Genomic DNA, 22,846 nt, shown 5'->3' on the forward strand with positions numbered 1-22,846 from the left:
CATATTTAGGTAAGAAACGTCCGATGGATAACATAAACGGGCAAAATTAAATCTGACTTATATTATGAAAATGACAAGATGCTTTTCGTTTAACTACGGTTTAAGTCATCTGAGGCAGTGTGCTTCGGCTTATATTCAGCCTTGAAAAAGGAAACGCTGATGAAAAAACAGAGCATTATCATGCTTTGCGGTTTCGTTATTTTCGCGGTCACCGCCACGACGCTGACAGGCCTCCTGACCTGGCTGGTGGTGAGGCAACTGGCGGCATAAAACGGATTCACAAACCTGTTGCCGTTGCGGCAGACGCAGACAACGAATATTAAATTTTATTTTATCCCGGTTGCGAAAAGCATCAGGGCGAATTACGCCTTCGTGTTTATCGTGCCGCCGTGAAATATCTGCAGCTAAGGCGAAGACAATGATTAAACGCAAAGTTATCTCTGTTTTTCTCTGCTGTTTTTTTATGACAGCGTGCGATGAAAAAAAAGAACCGGAAGCGCCGCCGCCCCGCGTCGTTAAAGTTTTTACGCTTGAATCGGACATGGCACAAAATATCCGGGTCTTTCCTGCGCGTATTCAGGCCGGAGATAATACCGATCTCGCCTTTAAACGGCCGGGCCAGTTAATTCAGCTCGATATCCGGGATGGCACCGCGGTGAAAGCGGGACAGGTTCTTGCCAGCCTGAACGATGCCGATGCGAAGCTGCGGGTGCGGGACCGGCAGACGGCGCTGCAACTGGCGGAGCGGCAGTTTCAGCGTTTCCGCACGCTGGAGCAGCGCAGCGCCGTGTCGAAGTCAGAGATGGACGTACAGCGAGCGAACCGCGACACCGCCGCGACGGCCCTGAAAATCGCGCAGGAAGAGCTGCAGTTTCTTACCCTGCGCGCGCCGTTCGACGGGGTGATAGCAAAAGTGCAGGCGCGAAATCATCAGGTGGTGGCCGCCGGGCAACCCATTGCGCTGCTGACGCGATCCGATCTGCTGGACGTTATCTTTACCGTGCCGGAAACCCTCTTCTCCGCGCTGGACGTTCAGAACCGTCACTATCAGCCCGAAGTGCAGTTTCACGCCCTGCCGGGTCGCATTTTTACCGCGCAGTACAAAGAGCACACCAGCCAGACCAACGCCGCGACGCTGACCTGGCAGGTGGTGCTGACCATGCCGCGTCCGGCCGATCTGCCGGGCGTCAGCGGCTTCAGCGGCTCGGTCCGCGTCAGGCTGCATAATCTGCCGAATGCCGCCGCCCAGCCGCGGCTGGTGGTGCCGGTGGCCGCCGTGTTCAATCCGGACCGCAGCCCGACGAAACAACCACACGTCTGGCTGGTCGACGAAGCGGGCGACGGCTTGCGCGTCACTGACAGGCCGGTCACCACGGGCCGCCTCACCGCTCAGGGCATCGAGATCCTGAGCGGGCTGAAGCCGGGCGACCGTATTGTCGCCGCCGGTGTGGAGGAGCTGCGCCAGGGTGAAGCGGTGCGCATCTGGCAGCGTGAGCGGGGGTTATGATGGGTATTCAGGCGCATTTTCTTGATAAGCCCGTCCGCATCTGGCTGGTCATTCTGCTACTGGGCGTGGGCGGTCTCTATGCTCTGCTGAACATCGGCCGGCTCGAAGATCCGCTGTTTACCATTAAGTCGGCGGTGATTGTCACCCACTATCCCGGCGCATCCGCGCAGCAGGTGGAGGAGGAAGTGACGCTGCCGCTGGAAAATGCGCTGCAACGCCTGCCTTATCTGGATAACGTCACCTCGATTTCAGGCAACGGCCTGTCGCAGATTACCGTGAATATTCACCCCCGCTATCTGGCCGATCAGTTGCCGCAAATCTGGGATGAGCTGCGCCGCCGGGTCGGCGATGCGGCCCGGCAGTTTCCCCCTGGCGTGCAGGCACCGCTGGTCAACGACGACTTTGGCGACGTCTATGGCTACTTCTTCGTCATCCACGGCAAAGACTTTACCAACAGTGAACTGCGCAACTATGCCGATCAGCTGCGCCGCGATCTGGTGCTGGTGCCCGGTGTGGCGAAAGTGGCGGTGGCAGGCGTTGAGCAGGAGGAGATCCGCATCGCGCTCTCCACCAGCAAAATGACCGCTTACGGCATAACGCCGCAGCGCGTGGCCGACCTGCTGAGCCGCAACAATGGCGTGGCCAGTGCCGGTGCGCTGCGGGTTGAGAGCGAGTCGATCCGCTTTCATCCCACCGGCGAGCTGGTGACGCCTGACGATCTGGCTGATCTGCCCCTTCTGCCCGCTGGCAGTCCGCAGAATCTCCATCTGCGTGATATCGCGACCCTGACACGCGGCGTGACCGATAATCCGGCCAACCTCTACTTTGCTGACGGGCAAGCGGCGCTGGCGATTGGCGTTTCGTTTGCGCCAGGCGTTAATGTGATCGATGTCGGCAATGCCCTCACCGCGAAGCTGGAGCAGGATCAGCAGGACACCCCCGTGGGGATCAGCCTGAAGGTTTTCTATAACCAGGCGCACGAAGTCAGGCAGTCGGTCGACGGCTTTATCCTCAACTTTCTGATGGCGCTGGCCATCGTGGTGGGCACGCTGCTGCTCTTTATGGGCCTGCGCAGCGGCATGGTTATTGCCGCCTCGCTGGCACTTAACGTGCTCGGTACGCTTCTGATCATGTTTCTTTTTAACCTCGAGCTGCAGCGGGTGTCGCTGGGTGCGCTGATTATTTCACTCAGCATGCTGGTGGATAACGCCATCGTGGTGGTGGAAGGGATAAAGATCGATCATCAGCGCGGCCGCCCTCTGCAACAGGCCATTGCCCGCATGGTGCGTCGCAGTGCCCTGCCGCTGCTGGGTGCCACGGTCATCGCGATTCTTGCCTTTGCGCCGATAGGACTGTCGCAGGATTCCACCGGTGAATATTGCAAATCGCTGTTTCAGGTGCTGCTGATCTCCCTGATGCTGAGCTGGATAACTGCGCTGACCCTGACCCCGGTCTTTATCCACTGGAGTGAACGGCGGCGGGGTGCGATTCAGCCTGAGCAGAACGCCGCCTCTGCGCCTTATCAGGGGGTGGTTTTCCGGCTCTATCGCAAGGCGCTGGGTGGTCTGTTGCGTTTTCGCCTGACGACGCTGACGGTGATGGTGGCACTGTTAGCCCTGTCGCTGTATGGCTTTACCCTGGTGAAGCAGAACTTCTTTCCTTCCTCCGGCACGCCGATCTTTTTTACCGATCTCTGGCTGCCCTACGGCACCGATATCCACTATACCGCCGATACGGCAGCGGATATTGCGCGTTTTATCAATCAGCAACCGGACGTCGCGGCGACGGTAACGACCGTCGGCCAGGGCGCGCTGCGCTTTACGCTTACCTATGACGCCGCACGTCAGTACAGCAACTTCGCCCAGATTATGGTGCGGGTGAAGGAGGCAAAACAGCTGGAGGCGCTGTCGCTAAAAACCGAGAGGTTTATCCAGCAGAACTATCCCCAGGTCAGGCCACGCATTAAGCGCATTCAGTTTGGCAGTGCCAGCGACAGCACGATCGCATTGCGGGTTATCGGCCCCGATCCTGAAGTCCTGCGTCATATCGGCAGCCAGCTGGATGCGATTTTCCTGGCTGATGGCTCAGCCTTCCCGCTACGTAACGACTGGCAGGAGCGCAGCAAGGTGCTCCGCCCGCTCTATTCGGCGCTGCGCGGGCAGGAGCTGGGCATTGATAAGCGGGATATTGACCAGGCGCTGAGGATGAATTTCAGCGGTGACGCCGTGGGCCTTTTCCGTGACGGCTCGCGGTTGATGCCGGTGATGCTCTACCCCGCCGATGAGGAGCGACAGAGCGTCGATCATATTGAGAATATCCAGCTCTGGAGCAGCGCTCTCCAGCACTTTGTGCCGATGAGCAATGTGGTCGCTGACTTCCGGCTGGAGTGGGAAAATCCGCTGATTATGCGTCGCGATCGGACGCGCGTGCTGACCGTGCAGACCGATCCCGATCCGGCTTCGGGGCTGACCGCCGCGCAGGTGGTCGCCCGGGTTCAGCCACAGATCGATCAGCTCAGACTGCCCGCAGGTTACCGCCTGGAATGGGGGGGCGAGCTGGAAAGCTCACGTGAAGCGCAGAGCGGCCTGCTCAGTTCGCTGCCGGTGGGCTTCCTGGCGATGTTCATCATTACCGTGCTGATGTTCAACTCGCTGCGCGACGCCGTGGCTATCTGGATTACGGTGCCGCTGGCATTGATTGGCGTGACCTGTGGCTTTCTCCTCACCGGCATTCCGTTTGGCTTTATGGCGCTGATTGGCCTGCTGAGTCTGTCGGGTATGCTGATCCGCAACGGGATCGTGCTGATTGAAGAGATCCGGCTGTTCCGCCAGGAGAAACCCTTGCAGCAGGCGATTACTGATGCGGCGACGTCACGCCTGCGCCCTATCCTGCTGACCGCCTTCACCACGGTACTGGGTCTGCTGCCGCTGCTGCGCGACGTTTTTTTCCAGAGCATGGCGGTGGTGATTATCTTCGGCTTGGGATTCGCCACCGTGCTGACGCTGCTGGTGCTGCCGGTACTCTATCGCTGCTTCCACGGTCGGGAGCAGGAGGCGCAGGGTGAATAAGAGCGGGCTGGCGATGCTGAAGACGCTGGCCTGCATCACGGCGGTGTCGTTTTTTACGCTTTATCAGAGTTACGATTGTTACTACTACGATGTCAGCCTGACGCTCAACGTGCTGAGCTTCGTCTCCACCATCGCCACGCCGCTCTATTTTCTGCTCAGCGGCTATATGGATGCGGGTGAGCAGCCTACCCCTGCGTGGCAGCTCGGCAGGATTCGCCGCATTCTGCTGATCTTTCTCTTCTGGTTCAGCTTTTTCTGGCTTGCCGGGATGCATCACAAGGGGTATCTGATTCAGCCGTGGTTTGTGATCGCGCTGATTGTGATTTATGCGTCGCATCCCCTGATCGACCGGCTGGTACGGCGGCCGGGCGTGATGGCGTCACTCATTTTTCTGCTGCTGATTTTCGCGTTTACCTATGACCTGCTTGCCAGTCTCTCTCCGGAGAGGCGGTTGTTTTCACTGCCGCCGCAGTATCGCATCTGGACATGGGTGCTCTACTACCTGTCGGGCCGGCTGATGGCCGCACCGGCGGTCATGCCCTTTTTCACTTCACCGCGGGTGATAAAAACCAGCCTGCTGCTGCTGCCTGCGGTCTACCTGTTTACCTGGCTCTACGAGCGGTACTACTTTATTGCGCGTTTCCTGGCGACCAGCAACGAGGTGCTGCTGACCGGTTCACAGGTTTATCTGCTGGTGGTGCTGATTGTCATCAGCATCAACGCCATCCGGCTGCCGGCGCGCGCCCGGTGGGTGACGCCGCTGCTGACCACGCTGGGAAAGACCATGACGGGTGTTTACATCCTGCACTATCTGATTTTTGGACTGCTGGCCGCAGCGATCCGCATCGAGACGCTGGGCGATAAGCTACTGGTTATCGCCCTGACCCTGATATTCAGCATGACAGTGTCACTGCTGCTGCTGCGTATCCCCGGCGTGCGCAAACTGATCAGCCTGTAGCCGCGCTGCTGCCGCTTCGGTGGCCGCACGGCGCGTGGCGATAAACGTCGCCATCTTCGTCCGGGCTGCTTCGACTTCCTGAGGGGGCGCACTCTGCGGAGAACCGCTGTTATAGGGCGGCGCAGGATCGTATTCCATCTGCAGCTGAATCGCTCTGGCTGTCGCGTCATCTGCAATCTCCGCCACCAGCGTCAGGGCAAAATCGATGCCGGAGGTCACGCCTGCCCCGGTGATGCGATTGCGGTCCCGTACCACCCGCTCACTCACCGGCTGCGCACCCAGCAGAGCCAGCTGATCGAGGGAACTCCAGTGTGAGGTGGCCCGGTAGCCCTGTAACAATCCGGCGGCCCCGAGCACCAGCGAACCGGTGCAGACCGAGGTGACCCATTGCGCCTCACCGGCTCGCTGCCGGAGGAAGTCCAGCGTTTCCGTATCCGACATCAACGCAATCTGGCCCGGCCCGCCGGGCACGAAAATCACATCCAGTGGCGGGCAGGCTTCAAAGGTGGTGGTCGGTACAATCGCCAGGCCACGATCGGATCGCACCGGCTGAGTATCCTTCCAGATCAGATGGCACGCCACGCCGGGCGTGCGCGCAAAGACTTCCCAGGGACCGGTCAGATCAAGCTGGGTGAGTTCGGGGAACAGCAGCAGACCTATCTGTAACGGACGAGGCATAGAAAACTTCCTGTCAGGAGGTAAAGGATCATCATGCCGCGATCCCAGATCCGAATACAACGCCCCGCCCCTTTTTTCGGTCTGAGGAGTCCCGCGTCGTCAGGGCACACCGAGAAACCGCAGCAGCGCCGTCATCGCCGCCGCTCCGAGAATAATCATAATCAGCGGTGCCCGACGCCAGGCCAGCAGCAGGGCAAAGCCGACTCCGGCTACCCGGGCCACCCCGGCAAAATGGTGACCTTCAAACAGCGTCGTGGTCGCCGCCACCGCCAGCAGCAGGATGGTCGCAGCATCGGAGAGCATCTGCTGTGAGCGCTCACTGATAGGAAGACGGTTGCCCAGCCTGACACCGGCAAACCGCATCAGCCAGGTGCCGGCGGCCAGCAGGGCGATGCCTGCGATGAGGGTTCCCTGATGCATCATTTGCGCGATCTCCATGTCAGCAGGCCCAGCAGCGAAAACAGCACCGGCATGCCTGCCGGTACCAGCGGCGTCGCCACCAGTGACAGCAGCGCGCCAACGGTGGCGGGGATCCGGGTGCGTCGCTGCCGCAGCGCCGGGAAGATCAGAGCGATAAGAATCGCCGGAAACACCGCATCCAGCCCGATGACCGAGATATCGGGGATGAACTGACCAATCATCGCCCCGGTCATCACGGTGATCGGCCAGATCAGCCCGATACCGATGCCGCACAGCCAGAATGCGCAGCGCCGCTGAGCCAGCTGCGGCTGAGAGATGCCAAAGACCACGCTTTCATCGTTCATGATGTGACAGCCAAACCAGCCCCGTGGTCCCTGACCCACCAGATCCTTGACCGCGATGCCAAATGGCAGATGACGCGCGTTCACCAGCAGGCCCGCCGCGGCGGCGGTAAAGGGACTGCCTCCGCCGGCTACGATGCCGATGAACAGAAATTCTGACGCCCCCGCCAGCACCAGCGTTGAGAGGGCCAGCGGCACCCAGAGCGGGAATCCGTCGGCAGACGCCAGCGAGCCATAGGATAAACCGACAATACCGTCAGCGACGCAGACAAGAAAGATCGCTTTGATCACCCCCTTGTCCAGAACCTGCATGTGCGGAAAAAGCATCACTCCCTCTCATAATGAACATATAATCCGATATAATGAACACGTTATAATCGATTTACAAGTCGAACGTTTCGTTCGATATAAAAAACAGTGCATCTGTCAGGAGTGCAAGTGAATACCCCTATCAGCATTATCGCCAGTGCATTAGTGCGGGAACGTCAGCGGGCAGGCCTGTCGCTGGCCGAAGTGGCACGCCGTGCCGGGATTGCCAAATCGACCCTGTCACAGCTGGAGGCCGGTGTGGGCAATCCCGGCATCGAAACGTTGTGGTCACTCTGCGTGACGCTGAACATCCCCTTTTCGCGCCTGATGGAGCCGGACACCCGTCAGCTGCAGGTGATCCGCCGTGGAGAAGGCCTGTCGGTGACCGCTGAGCTGGCCGATTATCAGGCCATTTTACTGGCTTCCTGTCCTCCCGGTGCCCGGCGTGATATCTACCTGCTGGAGGTTCAGCCTGGCAGCGAGCGCGTTTCACATCCGCATAATCCCAATACGGTCGAGCATATTATTATTGCCCGCGGCCGGGCGCTGGTCGGGCCGGTCGATACGGCGGTCGAACTGAACGTCGGGGATTACATTACCTATCCGGGTGACGAACCTCATCTTTTCCGCGCACTGGAAGCGGATACGCTGGCGATGATGATTATTGAGAATCACTGATCACCCTCCGGTCAGGAGAGGCTGACTCTGTTCGGGCGTCAGGTGGGTAATCAGCTGCACCTGACACGCCAGCGTGATGGCCGGATAGTGCTCACGCATCCCCGCCAGCAGCACCGCATCCGGCCACTCTGCCTCCTTTCCCAGTGCGGCGGCGACATCGGATAACCGCAGGGTATCTATCCGCGTCACCCACACCACCACCGAGTCCGCCGCATTCTGCTGATTGACCAGCCTCAGCGGACCGGTGACGATCTCGCCCTCCTGCCAGCGCACCGTCGAGGTTTTTTCGCCACGCCTGACTTCAGGCATCAGACGCGGAACGAGCGTGAGTTGTTGCATGACGTCTCCTTTTTTTGCGTCCCGGTTGAAAACAGCGCCATAAATGTTATGTTATAACATATCAATTGGTCACTCATTACAGGTAATACTATGCCACTTTCCACCCTGACATCAGAAGATCCGCGTCTCCCCGTTGCGGTTCTCTCCGGCTTTCTCGGTGCCGGTAAAACCACCCTGCTTAACCATATTCTCAACAACCGGGAAGGACGCCGCATCGCGGTCATCGTCAATGATATGTCTGAAGTGAATATTGACGCGGCCCTGGTGCGTAACGGCGGTGCGCAGCTGTCGCGCACCGATGAAAAACTGGTTGAAATGAGTAACGGCTGCATCTGCTGCACGCTGCGTGAAGATCTGCTGGTAGAGGTAAAAAGGCTGGCTCAGGCGAGACGTTTTGACCATCTGGTGATTGAATCCACCGGTATTTCGGAGCCGCTGCCCGTGGCGGAAACCTTTACGTTTGAGGATGAAGAGGGTGAAAGCCTCTCCGCCTATGCCCGGCTGGACAGTATGATCACCGTAGTGGATGGCTTTAACTTCCTGCGCGACTACCGTTCGGTGGACGATCTGCAGTCGCGCGGCGAGTCGCTGGGCGCGCAGGATGAGCGCGCGGTGGTGGATTTGCTGGTGGATCAGATCGAGTTCTGTGATCTGCTGGTGCTGAACAAAACGGATCTGCTCAGCCCGGCGGAGCTGCATCAGCTGCAGGGCATGCTGCGGGCCCTCAATCCCCATGCCCGCATCGTAAACAGCGAATTCGGGCAGGTTCCGCTGGCGACGCTGCTCAGCACCGGCCGGTTCGATTTCGACCGGGCCGCGCAGGCTCCCGGCTGGCTGCAGACGCTGCGCGGTGAGCATCAGCCGGAATCAGAAGAGTACGGTATTCGCAGTTTTGCCTGGCGTGCCCGTCGTCCTTTTCATCCCGCGCGCTTCTGGCAGGTGGTCAATCACCAGCTGGAGGGCGTGATCCGCTCTAAAGGGTATTTCTGGCTCGCCAGCCGGCCGGGTTATGCGGCGCTCTGGTCACAGGCGGGCGCGGTAGCGCGCCAGGGTTACGCCGGACGCTGGTGGGCCAGCGTGCCACGATCCGACTGGCCGCAGGATGCGGACACCCTTAACTTCATCGCTGAACAGTGGCAGGAAGGCGTCGGGGATGCACGTCAGGAGCTGGTCTTTATCGGTATTGAGATGGACGAGGCACATATACGGGACGCGCTGGAACAGGCGCTGCTGACCCCTGCGGAGATGGCGATGGGACCGGAGCAGTGGGTCACCCTGCCCGATCCGGTGCCCGCCTGGTTTGATGAGGTGACGGCCTGACAGGAGAGTTGACGGCACTTCCGGGCTCCGTAATAGTGAACTGACCCGGCGGGCGACCCTCGCCCGCCGATCTTCATTCCGGGGAAGCCAACTATGCCACAACGTATTGCCGTTATCGGTGCCGGCGTGCTGGGTTTAGCCGTTGCGCAGTCACTCTCCCGCCGCGGCGCGCAGGTGACGGTCTTTGATAAAAACCTTCCCGGCTGCGGCACCAGCCAGATCAGCTATGCCTGGGTTAACGCTAACGGCAAAGATCCCGCCCGTTACCATGAGCTTAATGCCGCTGCGATTGACGAACACAAGCGCTGGCAGGCTGCACACCCGTCATCGCCACAGTGGCTGCTGGAAACCGGTACGCTGGAGTGGGCGAGCGATGAAGCCACTCAGCGTCAGCTGGAGCAGCGAGCCGCGAAACTCTCCGCCCTGCACTATCCCGTCGAAACCCGCGATCGTGCCGCGCTGCTGAGCGCACTGCCGGAGGTTCGACTCGATTCCCGCGTTCAGCAGGGATGGTTTTTTCCTTCGGAATGCCTGCTCTATCCGAGCCTGTTTATCGCCTCTCTGATAGCCGCCCTGCAGGCCAGTGGTGGCCAGCTGGTCTGCAACAATGAGGTGACCACGCTGACCGAATCAGACCGCGATGTTCAGCTGACCCTGGCCAGCGGTGAAACCTGGCAGGGGGATCAGCTGGTGCTGGCCTCCGGCCGCTGGGCCCCGGAACTGATGAGCCAGTGCGGGCTGCAACTGGCGATGACCGATGCGAACCGGGCCGATCCTGTTGCCTGCAGTTTTCTGGCACAGACACAGCCGTTACCCGTCTCGCTCAACTGCAATCTGATTACGCCGGAACTGAATGTACGGCCGGATGGCGCGGGTCGTCTGATGCTGCAGGCACTGGATCTGGATCAGCACGCCGATCCGGCCCGTCCGGCTTCTCCTGATGGGCTGATTGGAAAAGAGATGCTGCGACGCCTGCAGCGGCTTTTCAGGCAGTGCGAGGGCGCGAGGATTGAGCGGATAGAAACAGGACAGCGGTCACGGACGTCCGATGGACTGCCTGCGCTGGGGTATATCAGTGATGCTTCACGTGTTTACCTGATGGTCAGCCATAGCGGGATGACCCTTGCCCCGCTGCTGGGCAGGCTGGTGGCAGAGGCGATGCTGAGCGGAACAGCTTCACCGATGCTGAGTGCTTTTGCTCCGCATCGGCTGCTGCGTCCGCTCAGTGCGGGTTCCAGACCCGCACCTGCCTATCTTCCGGCTGCACAGTAACGCTTAGCGGCGATTCTTCCACACGGTCTGGACGTTACAGAACTCATGTACGCCGAAATGTGACAGTTCACGGCCGTAGCCGCTTTTTTTCACGCCGCCGATGGTGACACGCGGATCGGACGCGCCGTTGCCATTCACAAAGACGGCCCCGACTTCCAGCTGCAGCGCCAGCTGATCGGCGATCGCTTCGTTACCGCTCCAGACGGTGGCGCTGAGGCCAAAGTCGCTGTCGTTGGCGATCTCCAGCGCATGTTGTGGATCGCGTGCGACCGCAATGGCGGCGACGGGGCCGAACAGCTCCTCTCTGAAAGCGGTCATGGCAGGCGTAACATCGGCAAGAATAGTCGGAGCATAATAATTCCCCTCCCCTGCTACCTTCTCGCCGCCCAGTACCAGACGGGCGCCTTCACGCAGTGTCGCCTTAACCTGACTATCCAGTTCATCGCGCAGATCGGCGCGTGCCATCGGGCCCAGGAACGTCTTTTCGTCCAGGGGATCGCCCATGGTCAGGGCCTGCACGGCTGCGGTGAAGCGTTTTTCAAAGGCTTCTGCGATTGGCGCTTCCACAATAAAGCGCTTGGCAGCCATACAGACCTGTCCGGTGTTCTGGAAACGTCCGATGACGGCTGATTTCACGGCTTCATCAAGATCGGCGTCTGCCAGTACGATGAAGGGATCGGATCCGCCCAGTTCCAGCACGGTCTTTTTCAGTGCTGCGCCCGCCTGTGCGGCAATAGCGGCACCTGCCCGTACGCTGCCGGTCACCGCAACAGCGGCAATCCTGTCATCCCTGATGGCGACGGAGACCCCATCATTGTCGACGTTAATCAGGTTAAAGCCACCGGCTGGCAGATCGGTTGCTTCAAAGAGTTCCGCCATCAGCGTGGCGCTTCCCATGACGTTTGGCGCGTGTTTCAGCAGGTAGGTGTTCCCGGCCAGCAGCATGCTTACTGCACCGCGCAGAACCTGCCACAGCGGGAAATTCCACGGCATCACCGCCAGGATGACGCCCAGAGGACGAAACCGCTGCCAGGCATCAGCAACCTGCGTCGGCTGATCGGCCAGCATGGCCGGGCCATGTTCAGCATACCAGTCGCATAGGTTCGCGCATTTCAGAACCTCTGCGCGCGCCTGAGCAATCGGTTTGCCCATCTCCAGGGTAATGGTGCGGGAGAGATCGTTTTCCCGCAGTCGGATCTGTTCGCCCAGCTGACGCAGGACACGAACGCGATCGTCCATGCTGCTGCGCTGCCACAGGGCAAAAGCAGAGGCGCTTTTTGTCAGTGCCTGTTCAAGTTCTGCAGGGCTCTGAAGAGGATAACGAGCCAGAATTTCGCCGGTTGCCGGATTACGTGAGAGTACATGTTCAGTCATGGTGCCCTTTCCTTATTCTTTCAGTGATGAAAAGACGATACGCGCTGAAGTTGATGATGAAAAATGAATAATAGTGAGGAAGTTGTTTATTTTTCGAGAATGCAGGTGGCAGGATTGCTGCGAACTGGCTTCCGGCGCGAAATGTACAGAGAGACGAGATGCAGCCTGAACGCTTCTGAAGCATAAGCGAATGAGGAAGTTATCCACTTATACAGTGACCCGATCCTAAAAAACGATCCTTAATAGATCATATAGAGATCCTAAGAGATCCCCGATCGTCGCAGGCCGCACCCACCAAGGGCTGAAAGGGTGATCGTGTTCACTATAATCAGTAAAGTGTTCACTGTAATCAGTACTTTATTCACTGTACCAGGTAGCATGTTCACTGTAAACAGTGCTAATGTTCACTGTAGTCAGAAAACGATCCCTTTCATCCACAGAATGAAGATCCTACGCCATGGCAGATAAAGACAATGAAAACAAAGCGTTGCTAGAACCTTTTCTGTCAGTGACCAAAAACAGTGGTGAAGTTATTCAGCTTCATCCCAACAAGAATAATACCGTTCAGCCGGTCGCCTTAATGCGTCTGGGACTGTTCGTGCCGACCCTGAAATCGACGGCACGTGGTAAATCCGGTGCGATGGCCTCAACGGATGCGACTAAAGAGCTGAAGAACCTGACGCTGGTGAAAGCCGAAGGTTACGAAAAGATTACCATTACCGGCGCGCGGCTGGATATGGATAACGATTTCAAAACCTGGGCAGGCATCATTCAGTCGTTCTCCCGCTATCCCACCAAAGGCGATACCGTCACACTCCCCTTTATCGACTTTGTGAAGATGTGCGGCATTCCCTCGGCAAACTCTTCAGCCGCACTGCGTAAGCGCCTGGACGCGTCGTTACGTCGTATCGCGACTAATACCCTCTCCTTTGAAGGCAATGGCAAGGCGTATCACACCCACCTTGTTCAGTCTGCTTATTACGATCGCGAAAAAGATATCGTGCGTATTCAGGCTGACCCAAAGCTGTTCGAACTCTATAACTTTGACCATAAAGTCCTGCTTCAGCTGCGCGCGATATCCCGTCTGAAGCGCAAGGAGTCTGCTCAGGCGCTCTATACCTTCCTGGAGAGTCTGCCCACCAATCCTGCCCCTATCTCCCTGGCACGCCTGCGCATGCGCCTGAATCTGGGCTCCAAGACCACGACGCAGAACCACGTGGTACGACGTGCGATGGAGCAGCTGAAAGAGATAGGTTATCTGGACTATTCAGAAGTAAAGCGTGGTCGCTCAGTCTTTTTCATTATCCACAGCCGTACGCCAAAGCTGGATGGCATCAGCAATCTGGAGAGTATCGACTCCCTGGATGACATCGAATTTGATGACTAACGGCTCGCGTTCACTGTAATCAGCAGACCGCGTGGCAGTGTCACTTTCCCGCTGCCGGTGGGAAGCGAGCCTCTCCTCACCATTCACTGTAATCAGTCACCACCACCCATTCACTGTATTCAGCAACGTTCACTGTAATCAGTAGCCTTTTACCTTTCAGAACGATAACAGCGATAATCCTTTTCCTGCAGATTCCACCGTTTCAGGGCTTTAAACGAAAGTGTGTACTCACATACATTTCTCGTCATATTCTCTGCGCTGACGTTTACTGATTACAGTGAACGTTCCGGGCCGTCCTCTTATCCCCTGTTGCTGATTACAGTGAATGCAGGAGTCTCTCCCTGCTTTAAAGCAGCGTGATGATGATGCACCGGTTCAGCGCTATGATCCTCTGCCGCCAGGGTCAGAACAGCGGGGTTGCGTTACTGATTACAGTGAACAGTTACAGGCTAAGGCTGCCGTTATACAGGGTTGCGGAACGCTGCGTGACCTCTACTGATTACAGTGAATGTTTCTGACGCCTGCCTGAAGCTAGCATGCTGATCAGGAGACGAGCGGAAGCGTTGTACTGACTACAGTGAATGTAGTACTGATTACAGTGAATGCCTGGCAGTTAACGAATAATTCCTGCTCCTGTTTGCTGATTACAGTGAACGTTAGCAGGAAATCAGAGATACCTTTTCAGGGAGGTTGTCAGTTACTGCGTCAGGCAGGGCCCTGATTAATCCTTACAGCAGCCAAACCGGATCTGACATTTTTGCTGATTACAGTGAATGTCAGCCTGGACTTTGTTCAACTACCGACTACAGTGAATAGTAGCCCACAGTGGGCCGGCTGATTACAGTGAACGTTACCAGCCACACGCAGTTAGCTATCCGCCGCTGAAGTGACAGTTTCACCTATTATCTGCTGTTCCGCGTCATGTTTACCCTCCGCGAAGAAGGTCAGCAGACTATTGCTGATTACAGTGAATCTTTGCCCTGCCCTCTCTGCCTGACATTGCCTATAACCTCCCCTTGCTGATTACAGTGAACATCAGACTGGTCATCGTCGGCAGACTGAACGTTACTGATTACAGTGAACGTTTTGCTTTGTGCTGGCTGAGCCACGAAAGCGACTTCTTCCCGCTAAAGGCAGATATCTGCAGGTTGCACAATTCTGATCTGGCGAGCCATCCTGCCGATCGCTACCGGCATTGTGATTAGGCTGCTGCTGATTACAGTGAATGTTTTCCGCTTATCTTCCTGTGCCTGCTGTTTTTCCCTCTTGTCTGTCATTGCAATCATCCACTGCTTACCCTCAATCGGTTCACTCATTACAGTGAACGTTGTGCTGATTACAGTGAATGTTACCGGTTCTGAGTGCGCGATATCGTTCCGGTCTGCAGCAATAGTGTGATGAAGCTCACTATAACCCGTGCTGTTACATAAAAACGCAGATTGTGTTGAGAAGATAATTTATTGCCTCATGTGCAGGATTTCTGTATAAAGTCGTAAATCCTACATATCTGGAGCAACTATGGCTAACGACGACAAGCAGGTGATGAAAGTTGCACAGCGTTCAGAACGCATGCTGCTCAGCCTCACCGAGCAGATTCAGGCGCAGAAGCAGGAACTGCATGAAAATACTTATTATCAGGTCTACGCCAAGGCGGCGTTAGCCAAGTTGCCTAAACTGACCCGAGCCAGCGTCGATTATGCCGTTAATGAGATGGAAGAGAGTGGCTATCAGTTTGATAAACGCGCCGCAGGGACGTCTGTTAAGTACGCCATGTCGATCCAGAATATTATCGATATTTATCATCATCGTGGCGTGCCAAAGTATCGCGACCGCCATGGTGAAGCCTACACCCTCTTTGTCGGCAATCTGAAGGGCGGCGTTTCCAAAACCGTTTCTACCGTCTCCCTGGCGCACGCGCTGCGCGCCCACCCCCATCTGCTGTTTGAAGACTTGCGCATCCTGGTTATTGATCTCGATCCGCAGTCCTCAGCCACGATGTTTCTTAATCACGAGCGCTCAGTGGGGCTGGTGGAGGCGACGGCTGCACAGGCGATGCTGCAGAATGTCTCGCGGGATGAGCTGGTTAATGAATTTATCGTTCCTTCAATCATTCCCGGTGTAGATGTGCTGCCAGCCTCGATTGACGATGCCTTTATCGCTTCGCGCTGGGATGAGCTTTGCGCTGAGCATCTGCCACAGCAGAACGTTCACGCCGTGCTGTATGACAACGTTATCGCTAAGCTGAAAAAAGATTATGACTTCATCTTTGTCGACAGCGGGCCGCATCTGGATGCGTTTCTCAAGAACGCCATCGCAGCTTCTGACCTGCTGATGACGCCGGTTCCTCCGGCCCAGGTTGACTTCCACTCAACGCTTAAGTATCTGACTCGCCTGCCAGAGCTGATCGCGATTATTGAAGATTCCGGCGCAACCTGCCGCTTACAGGGCAACATCGGCTTTATGTCCAAGCTCTCAAATAAAGCAGACCATAAACTCTGCCACAGCCTGGCAAAAGAGATTTTTGGTGGCGATATGCTTGATGCAGCCCTTCCCCGCCTGGATGGTTTTGAACGTTGTGGTGAATCCTTTGATACGGTCATTTCCGCGAACCCGTCGACCTACGTTGGCAGCAGCGAAGCCCTGAAAAATGCGCGCTCCGCCGCAGAGGATTTTGCAAAAGCCGTTTTCGACCGTATCGAATTTATTCGCCTGAACTGAGGTTTGTATGAGCGCAAAAAGAATTACGATTGGCAGAACCTTCAGCCAGACGCCACTGGAAAATGATGCACCTGACAGCCAGCACAGCCAGACTTTCGTGCTGGCTACCGGCAAGCGTGCGCAGTTTCGTTTTGAACGCATTGCCGCAGGCGATGTTGAAAGCAAAACCTTTGTCACGATGGAAACCAACGGACGCGATCAGGCAGGACTGACGCCTGATTCCCTGCGTGACATTATCCGCACCATTAAACTGCAGCAGTTTTTCCCTGCGATTGGTGTGATGCGTGACGGACGCATTGAGATCCTTGACGGCTCACGTCGCCGTGCCGCTGCGCTTTACTGCAAGACCGGTCTGGATGTCCTGATAACCGAATCGCCTGTCACCGCCGATGAGGCGCGCAGACTGGCGCAGGATATTCAGACGGCCCGGGAGCATAACCTGCGTGAAGTGGGGATGCGTCTGCTGACGCTGAAGGATGGCGGATTATCACAAAAAGAGATTGCCGAAAATCAGGGGCTGTCTCAGGCAAAAGTCACGCGTGCGCTTCAGGCTGCCAGCGTCCCTGCCGATCTGATTTCCCTATTCCCTAATCAGGCTGAACTCACCTATCCGGACTATAAGGCGTTATTACAGGCAGCGGAGAAGCTGAACGAGTCAGGACAAAGCACAGAGGCGCTGATTGAAGCCATCTCGATGGAAATTGATGTGGTGTGCGCCCGCGAAGGTCTGGCGGAGGATGAGATTAAAAATCACATCCTCCGCCTGATTCGTCAGGGAAGCCAGACGCTGATCAAGGAACCGGAGAAAGATAAAACGCACTCAGTGGCGCTCTGGTCATTTGCAGACAAAGACCGCTTTGCCCGCAAAAAGGTGCGTGGCCGGATGTTCAGCTATGAGTTTAACCGGCAGTCGAAAGAGCTGCAGGAAGAACTGGATAAAGTCATCGCCGAGACGCTAAAAAAATATCTCAACCGCTGAGTACGCCCTTTTCTCATCAGCCAGCCTTCGGGGCTGGTTTTTTTTATGGTTATCCCTGCATACGCCGTCTGACAGACGACTTAAAGCCGAATTTCAGGCTGAAATCGCCATGATTTCAGCGTGTGGATAATCATTAACCTGTTGAATAAAATGTGTTTATTCATGAATTGTCTGCTTTCAACCGTCATGAAATCGCCACGTCATCAGCCCTTTTAACGCACGCTTCGTCGCCGCCTGGTTTACGCTGAAGGCATACTTTGCCTTTCTCTGCTTTACCTTCTTATTGCGCCGGTTCGGACCGCCTGGTCAGCGTAACGGCATACTGCTGTCGCTAAGGTGCTTCATTAGTGACCAGCCCGGCCCGACTGATTTTAAGTCGTCGTGCCTTAGCTCAGAATTATTCAGCGCCGCCCGGCGGACTTTAAGTAAAAGTGCGCTTGTCTGCGTGGTGATTCTGACCTTAACCCGTTGTATTTAATCTTTATGTACTGAGAATTTCAGCCTGAAATCGCCATTTGCGCCACTACCCCGTCACCAGCGTGGTGTTTACAAATGAACAGAAAGGAGGAGAAACGAAGCCTGTCTGCTTCATAGCCGGGTGAAGCTCAGCCAGTATGAAAAGATACTCAGAAAATATCCCTCAGTTATCCACAGAAAAAGTGGATAACTTTTCTCTCCGCCAATAAGCCTGCTACTGTTTTCAGTGAATCGGGAAGTCATCGGTTCCGGGTACTACACCGACAGACTTTACGCCCTCCTTCCCACTGCTGTCCCTTTGCACTTACCGCCACACTTCGCCCCTGGTCACTGGCATCGATAAGGTAGCGCAATCATCCAATCTGGTCATAACGATAGTGCGTCGATATTCCACCTGCACTGTCCACTGCAATCAGTAAAAGGCTGTTCAGGTGTCATCCCGGGTTGTCAGGATAAGATCGGAAAATGCACATTTCTGCCAGCCAGCTGACGCGGTATCCGCCGGACAGCATCACCATGAGCGATGTCATCACACCGGCAGAGGGTTAGTCAGTCAGCGCGACTATCACGCTGATTAACCTGTGTAAAAGTCACGCTTTATAAAAAATTGCCTTGCCAGAGCTAACTCCAGAATACCGTCTACACTTCTTTACACAATTGGTGCGAATGTTCCATTTCTGGTCCGTATGAAATTTAATCAGGCGGGCCGCTTAACTTTTATGACAGGGATATGATGAGTATTAATACTTCAGACTCGGGTGATACAGGCGACCACGCGCCAGCCGATACGGTTCGCCAGCGTATTTTTCTGGTGGTGCTGGTGGCGACGATGGGTGCGCTGGCTTTTGGTTACGACACCGGGATTATCTCAGGTGCATTACCTTATATGACGTCCCCGCCTGCTCAGGGCGGGCTGGGGCTTAACTCCTTCACCGAAGGACTGGTCGCCTCTTCGCTGGTGTTCGGGGCCGCGATCGGTTCTTTCCTTAGTGGTTTCTTCTCTGACCGCTTTGGTCGCCGTATTACGTTACGTTCACTGGCGGTGATTTTCGTGCTGGGTTCACTGGGAACTGCGCTGGCGCCTTCGGTCAACGTCATGGTGGCAATGCGCTTCCTGCTGGGTATCGCTGTCGGCGGTGGCTCGTCGACTGTGCCGGTGTTTATCGCCGAGATTGCCGGGCCGCGCCTGCGTGCGCCACTGGTCAGCCGTAACGAGCTGATGATTGTTACCGGGCAGCTGGTCGCCTACGTTGCCAGTACGCTGCTGAGCTATCTGCTGCATGATGAGCACCTGTGGCGCTATATGCTGGCGATTGCGATGGTACCGGGGCTTCTGCTGTTTATCGGCACCTTCTTTGTGCCTGCATCACCACACTGGCTGGTGGCGGAAGGTCGACTGAAAGAGGCGAAAAAGATCCTGAAGTACCTGCGTGAGACGCCGCGTGAGGTGCGCCATGAGATGGCGCAGATGAAGAAGCAGGCGAGGGCGGCAGAGCGGGGTCCTGATGCAAAAACCCTGATCCGTGAGAAATGGGTCATCCGGCTGATGATCATTGGCGTCGGTCTGGGCTTTGTCGCGCAGTTCACCGGCGTTAACGGGTTTATGTACTACACGCCTATTATCCTGAAGTCGACCGGTCTGGGCACCAGTGCCTCGATCGCTGCCACCATCGGTAATGGCGTGGTATCAGTACTGGCCACCTTTGTCGGCATCTGGGCTATCAGTCGCTTCCCGCGTCGCACCATGCTGATCACCGGTCTCTGCCTGGTTGTCACCGCGCAGATTCTGCTGGGCAGCGTGCTGACCTTTATGAGCACCAGCCTGATGCAAAGTTATCTGGCGCTGGCCTGCATTCTGCTGTTCCTGTTCTGCATGCAGATGTGCATCTCGCCGGTCTACTGGCTGATGATGTCGGAGCTGTTCCCGATGCAGTTGCGCGGGGTCCTGACGGGCGGTGCAGTGTCACTTCAGTGGATTTTCAACGCGGTGGTCGCGTTTGGCTTCCCACCGATCATGGAATATGCCGGCAGCACCACCTTCTTTATCTTTGCCGCGATTAACGTCGGATCGCTTATCTTCGTGATGGCGATGGTGCCGGAAACGCGCGGTAAGAGTCTGGAAGAGATCGAATCACACATGAAAGAGAAGTTTGGCGAAAAGCAGAAAGCGGCTGAAGCCTGATAATCCCATCCCCGGATTCGGCACTCGCGCCGAATCCGGTTTTCCTCTCCGCATTCCCCTCAATCTGTCTTTTTCTTCCTCCGGCTGATGCGTCATCAGAACAGACGTTCACTGTAATCAGCTCAGAGGTATGGTCTTTTTTTATACTGCTCTGGCGATTTCAGGCTGAAATCGCCAGAAAACAACGCATTACACTCCCGGTAGTTATTACAGAAACGGTCAGTCAGATGAAGCATGACCGCAGACAAAGATTGCCTGTGGCGCTGCGCTATACTCCCTTGTCATCTGCTCTGCACACCAACCGTAAGAGGTTCACCGCGCGGAAGGCTCAGAGAAGGCTGCTGTTCTGGCTCGCTTTTATTCAGAGAGTCTCAGGTGCTGAACGGGCCGTTCACTCATACTCCCGGCCATCACAGTAACGGTAATGAGTCGTTCGCAGGGTTCGCTATACATTCTGATTTTTCTGGAAAGGAACTATGACCCGGAAGCTGAAAACCATTTCCCGCAGGCTATGGCATGTCATCCTGGTGGCTGGGGGGCTGATACTTCTGTTACTGATTTTTCGTATCTATGAAGCAGAACGCGGACCTGAGTTACAGCGCTGGCATACCTGGGTTCCGCATGAGCTGACCGTTGAAACACTCGATAAGGCGAGCTATGCCGACTATCTCAGGGCAGAGAACCGGCTGTTCGATGAGATGAAGCAGCAGGTCACTGACCAGCTCAGCGATGATGAGAAAACCCCGCTCAACCGCTACTCTGCCGACAGCATGATCTATCCGGGCCATTTTGCTCAGGACTGGAACCGCTCCTATATTCTGCACCCGACCGGCAAACCCCGTGGAAGCGTTGTCCTGTTGCATGGGCTGACCGACAGTCCCTATAGCCTGCGGCACGTTGCAGAAGTGTATCGTCAGCAGGGCTATGTGGCGGTCGCAATAAGGTTACCTGGTCACGGTACGGTGCCCGCAGGGCTGACCGATGTTGACTGGCAGGCTCGCAGACACCTCTGCATCTGGTGGGATTCTCGAACGGCGGGGCGCTGGCCGTAAAATATGCTCTCGACAGCCAGAATGATCCCACGCTGCGTCAGCCGCAGCAGCTGATTCTGTTATCGCCGATGATCGGCGTAACCCGTTTTGCCCGCTTCGCGGGCATGGCCGGTCTGCCCGCTGTGTTGCCGGCCTTTTCGAAAACGGCCTGGCTGAACATCGTGCCGGAGTTTAACCCGTTTAAATATAACTCCTTCCCGATACACGCAGCCCGCCAGACCTGGCTGCTGACGCAGGCGCTGCAGAAGGAGATTCAGCAGCAAGCCCGTGACCAGCGACTGTCAGATTTCCCGCCGGTGCTGACCTTTCAGTCCGTGATGGACTCAACCGTGAGTACGCCTTCGGTCATCCGATCGCTCTATCACTACCTGCCGGAAAATGGCAGTCAGCTGGTGCTGTTTGATATCAATCAGGCGGTCAGCGTCAGTCCGTTATTCCGCCGCTCCTCCTACACCGCGGTCAGTCAGCTGTTGCCAGAGGCGCGTCGGGATTACGCCACGACCCTCATCACCAACGCATCACCCACCTCGCTCAAAATGGTGACCCGAAGCGTGCCTGCGGGAGAGACGCAGGAGAGGAGGGCGCCGCTGGCGATCGACTATCCTGCCGGCCTCTACTCTCTGTCACATGTCGCTATTCCGTTTCCGGCGGAGGATGGGCTGTATGGCAGTGCGCCTGAAAGGAAAAATGAATTCGGCATCAGTTTTGGCACGCTGTCGCTGCGCGGTGAGAGTGCCGTGCTGATCGTGGGGCTGGACTCGATTATGCGTGCGACCTCTAACCCGTTCTATCCCTACATGATCGCGCGCATCACGCATCACATTGACTGCAGTGACAGGCCCCCACTGGCAGCCTGCCTCAGTGACTTCTGAATGCAGCATCACAACCGGCCTGCAGCGTGCAGGTCGGGATTTATAGTGTGTTCAGTTTTGCCATCACCTCGTCTGACAGCACCAGGCTGCGGCTGGCGAGGTTCTCCTGCAGATGCGCGGGGGAGGAGGTGCCCGGTATCAGCAGAATATTGGGCGAACGTCGCAGCAGCCAGGCCAGGGCGACCTGCATAGGGGTGGCGTTCAGGGACGCAGCCACCTCATTAAGTTGCTCCGACTGCAGAGGAGAAAATCCGCCCAGCGGGAAGAAAGGCACCCAGGCGATGCCCTGCTGAGCAAGCTGATCCACCAGCTCATCATCCTGCCGATGCGCGAGGTTATACATGTTCTGTACGCAGACAATCGGCGTCATCGCCCTGGCCTCTGCGATCTGCTTAGCCGTGACATTACTCAGACCGATGTGGCGAATCAGCCCGCGCGCCTGCAACGCCAGCAGTGCCTCCAGTTGAGGGGCCAGAGAGCCCTCTTTGGGTTTAGCCGGATGCAGCATACTGCGCAGATTCACCACCTCAAGAACGTCCAGGCCCAGGTGGCGGAGATTATCTTCTACGGCCTGGGTCAGCGCCTCCGGCTCCATCGCCGCCTGCCAGCCGCCTCTGGCATCACGACGTGCCCCCACTTTGGTGACAATACAGAGATCCTCCGGATAGGGATGGAGCGCCTTCCTGATTAATTTGTTGGTTTCGTGCGGACCATAAAAATCGCTGGTGTCGATATGGTTGACGCCAGCTTCAATGGCGTCACGTAAGACCTGTATCGCGCGCGCTTCATCTTTAACCGGGCCAAACACGCCAGGCCCGGCCAGTTGCATAGCGCCATAGCCAAGACGGTTAACTTCGCGATCGCCTAACTTGAAAGTCATGGTGGTATCTGACATGAAAACCTCCTGCGTGGATG

17 protein-coding genes and 1 pseudogene are annotated in these 22,846 nt (G+C 56.6%); 11 read left to right on the forward strand and 7 right to left on the reverse strand.

Translation table 11 applies throughout. The annotated features are described in order from the left end of the window. Window positions 1-135 precede the first annotated feature (135 nt). The gene (locus OJ965_RS00105) at window positions 136-543 is read right to left on the reverse strand and encodes a hypothetical protein (RefSeq protein ID WP_261766128.1); all 408 of its coding nucleotides are present in this window, start codon (window positions 541-543) and stop codon (window positions 136-138) included. Between OJ965_RS00105 and OJ965_RS00110 the strand changes: the two genes are divergently transcribed. The 3 genes from OJ965_RS00110 to OJ965_RS00120 are packed head-to-tail and all read left to right on the forward strand — an operon-like array spanning window position 464 to window position 5,533. Beyond that, window positions 464-1,507 carry an efflux RND transporter periplasmic adaptor subunit gene (locus OJ965_RS00110; protein ID WP_265135403.1) on the forward strand — a complete coding sequence of 348 codons (1,044 nt, stop codon included), beginning with the start codon at window positions 464-466 and terminating at the stop codon, window positions 1,505-1,507. The genes OJ965_RS00105 and OJ965_RS00110 overlap by 80 nt on opposite strands. After that, window positions 1,507-4,575 (forward strand): efflux RND transporter permease subunit, encoded by a 3,069-nt coding sequence (locus OJ965_RS00115; RefSeq protein WP_265135598.1) that lies wholly within the window; start codon window positions 1,507-1,509, stop codon window positions 4,573-4,575. The genes OJ965_RS00110 and OJ965_RS00115 overlap by 1 nt, the downstream gene beginning before the upstream one ends. After that, window positions 4,568-5,533, forward strand: a complete 966-nt coding sequence (locus OJ965_RS00120) for an acyltransferase family protein (RefSeq protein WP_265135404.1) — start codon at window positions 4,568-4,570, stop codon at window positions 5,531-5,533. The genes OJ965_RS00115 and OJ965_RS00120 overlap by 8 nt, the downstream gene beginning before the upstream one ends. On the opposite strand, the gene OJ965_RS00125 is transcribed toward OJ965_RS00120, so the two are convergent. The 3 genes from OJ965_RS00125 to OJ965_RS00135 all read right to left on the reverse strand — a co-directional run bounded on the left by OJ965_RS00125 (window position 5,483) and on the right by OJ965_RS00135 (window position 7,299). Next, the gene (locus tag OJ965_RS00125; RefSeq protein WP_265135405.1) at window positions 5,483-6,211 is read right to left on the reverse strand and encodes a DJ-1/PfpI family protein; all 729 of its coding nucleotides are present in this window, start codon (window positions 6,209-6,211) and stop codon (window positions 5,483-5,485) included. The genes OJ965_RS00120 and OJ965_RS00125 overlap by 51 nt on opposite strands. Window positions 6,212-6,310: 99 nt before the next feature. Continuing rightward, complete coding sequence (locus tag OJ965_RS00130; RefSeq protein ID WP_009092737.1) at window positions 6,311-6,634, reverse strand: AzlD domain-containing protein; 324 nt, start codon at window positions 6,632-6,634, stop codon at window positions 6,311-6,313. Beyond that, window positions 6,631-7,299, reverse strand: a complete 669-nt coding sequence (locus OJ965_RS00135; protein WP_181161934.1) for an AzlC family ABC transporter permease — start codon at window positions 7,297-7,299, stop codon at window positions 6,631-6,633. Before OJ965_RS00135 ends, OJ965_RS00130 begins: the two co-directional genes overlap by 4 nt. A gap of 111 nt (window positions 7,300-7,410) precedes the next feature. Here OJ965_RS00135 and OJ965_RS00140 point away from each other — a divergent pair, with 111 nt between their 5' ends. After that, window positions 7,411-7,959: a helix-turn-helix domain-containing protein gene (locus OJ965_RS00140; RefSeq protein ID WP_046102838.1), complete on the forward strand. Its 549-nt coding sequence runs from the start codon at window positions 7,411-7,413 to the stop codon at window positions 7,957-7,959. On the opposite strand, the gene OJ965_RS00145 is transcribed toward OJ965_RS00140, so the two are convergent. After that, on the reverse strand, window positions 7,960-8,298 hold the full coding sequence (locus OJ965_RS00145; protein ID WP_111207213.1) for an ASCH domain-containing protein: 339 nt from the start codon (window positions 8,296-8,298) through the stop codon (window positions 7,960-7,962). A 90-nt stretch (window positions 8,299-8,388) separates the two neighbouring features. On the opposite strand from OJ965_RS00145, the gene zigA reads away from it, so the two are divergent. Both zigA and OJ965_RS00155 read left to right on the forward strand, forming a co-directional pair. Then, a complete protein-coding gene (gene zigA, locus OJ965_RS00150; protein WP_265135406.1) occupies window positions 8,389-9,618 on the forward strand; it encodes a zinc metallochaperone GTPase ZigA in 1,230 nt (409 codons plus the stop codon). A gap of 93 nt (window positions 9,619-9,711) precedes the next feature. Then, window positions 9,712-10,890, forward strand: a complete 1,179-nt coding sequence (locus OJ965_RS00155; protein ID WP_265135407.1) for an NAD(P)/FAD-dependent oxidoreductase — start codon at window positions 9,712-9,714, stop codon at window positions 10,888-10,890. A 3-nt stretch (window positions 10,891-10,893) separates the two neighbouring features. On the opposite strand, the gene OJ965_RS00160 is transcribed toward OJ965_RS00155, so the two are convergent. Beyond that, a complete protein-coding gene (locus OJ965_RS00160) occupies window positions 10,894-12,264 on the reverse strand; it encodes an aldehyde dehydrogenase family protein (protein ID WP_140029283.1) in 1,371 nt (456 codons plus the stop codon). Between the two features lie 457 nt (window positions 12,265-12,721). Between OJ965_RS00160 and OJ965_RS00165 the strand changes: the two genes are divergently transcribed. The 5 genes and pseudogenes from OJ965_RS00165 to OJ965_RS00185 all read left to right on the forward strand — a co-directional run bounded on the left by OJ965_RS00165 (window position 12,722) and on the right by OJ965_RS00185 (window position 21,931). Beyond that, on the forward strand, window positions 12,722-13,651 hold the full coding sequence (locus OJ965_RS00165) for a RepB family plasmid replication initiator protein (protein WP_009092744.1): 930 nt from the start codon (window positions 12,722-12,724) through the stop codon (window positions 13,649-13,651). A 1,518-nt stretch (window positions 13,652-15,169) separates the two neighbouring features. Then, window positions 15,170-16,369 (forward strand): AAA family ATPase, encoded by a 1,200-nt coding sequence (locus tag OJ965_RS00170; protein WP_009092746.1) that lies wholly within the window; start codon window positions 15,170-15,172, stop codon window positions 16,367-16,369. Window positions 16,370-16,376: 7 nt separating this feature from the next. Then, complete coding sequence (locus tag OJ965_RS00175) at window positions 16,377-17,348, forward strand: ParB family protein (RefSeq protein ID WP_140029285.1); 972 nt, start codon at window positions 16,377-16,379, stop codon at window positions 17,346-17,348. A gap of 1,210 nt (window positions 17,349-18,558) precedes the next feature. Next, a complete protein-coding gene (locus OJ965_RS00180) occupies window positions 18,559-20,007 on the forward strand; it encodes a sugar porter family MFS transporter (protein WP_009092748.1) in 1,449 nt (482 codons plus the stop codon). Between the two features lie 476 nt (window positions 20,008-20,483). Next, window positions 20,484-21,931: pseudogene (locus tag OJ965_RS00185) on the forward strand (alpha/beta hydrolase). 40 nt (window positions 21,932-21,971) lie between these two features. Here the strand turns inward: OJ965_RS00185 and OJ965_RS00190 are convergent. Beyond that, window positions 21,972-22,826, reverse strand: a complete 855-nt coding sequence (locus tag OJ965_RS00190) for an aldo/keto reductase family oxidoreductase (RefSeq protein WP_265135408.1) — start codon at window positions 22,824-22,826, stop codon at window positions 21,972-21,974. Between the last annotated feature and the right edge of the window lie 20 nt (window positions 22,827-22,846).

The sequence above is a fragment of the Pantoea anthophila genome, from assembly GCF_026104315.1.
Classification (GTDB): Bacteria; Pseudomonadota; Gammaproteobacteria; order Enterobacterales; family Enterobacteriaceae; genus Pantoea; species Pantoea anthophila.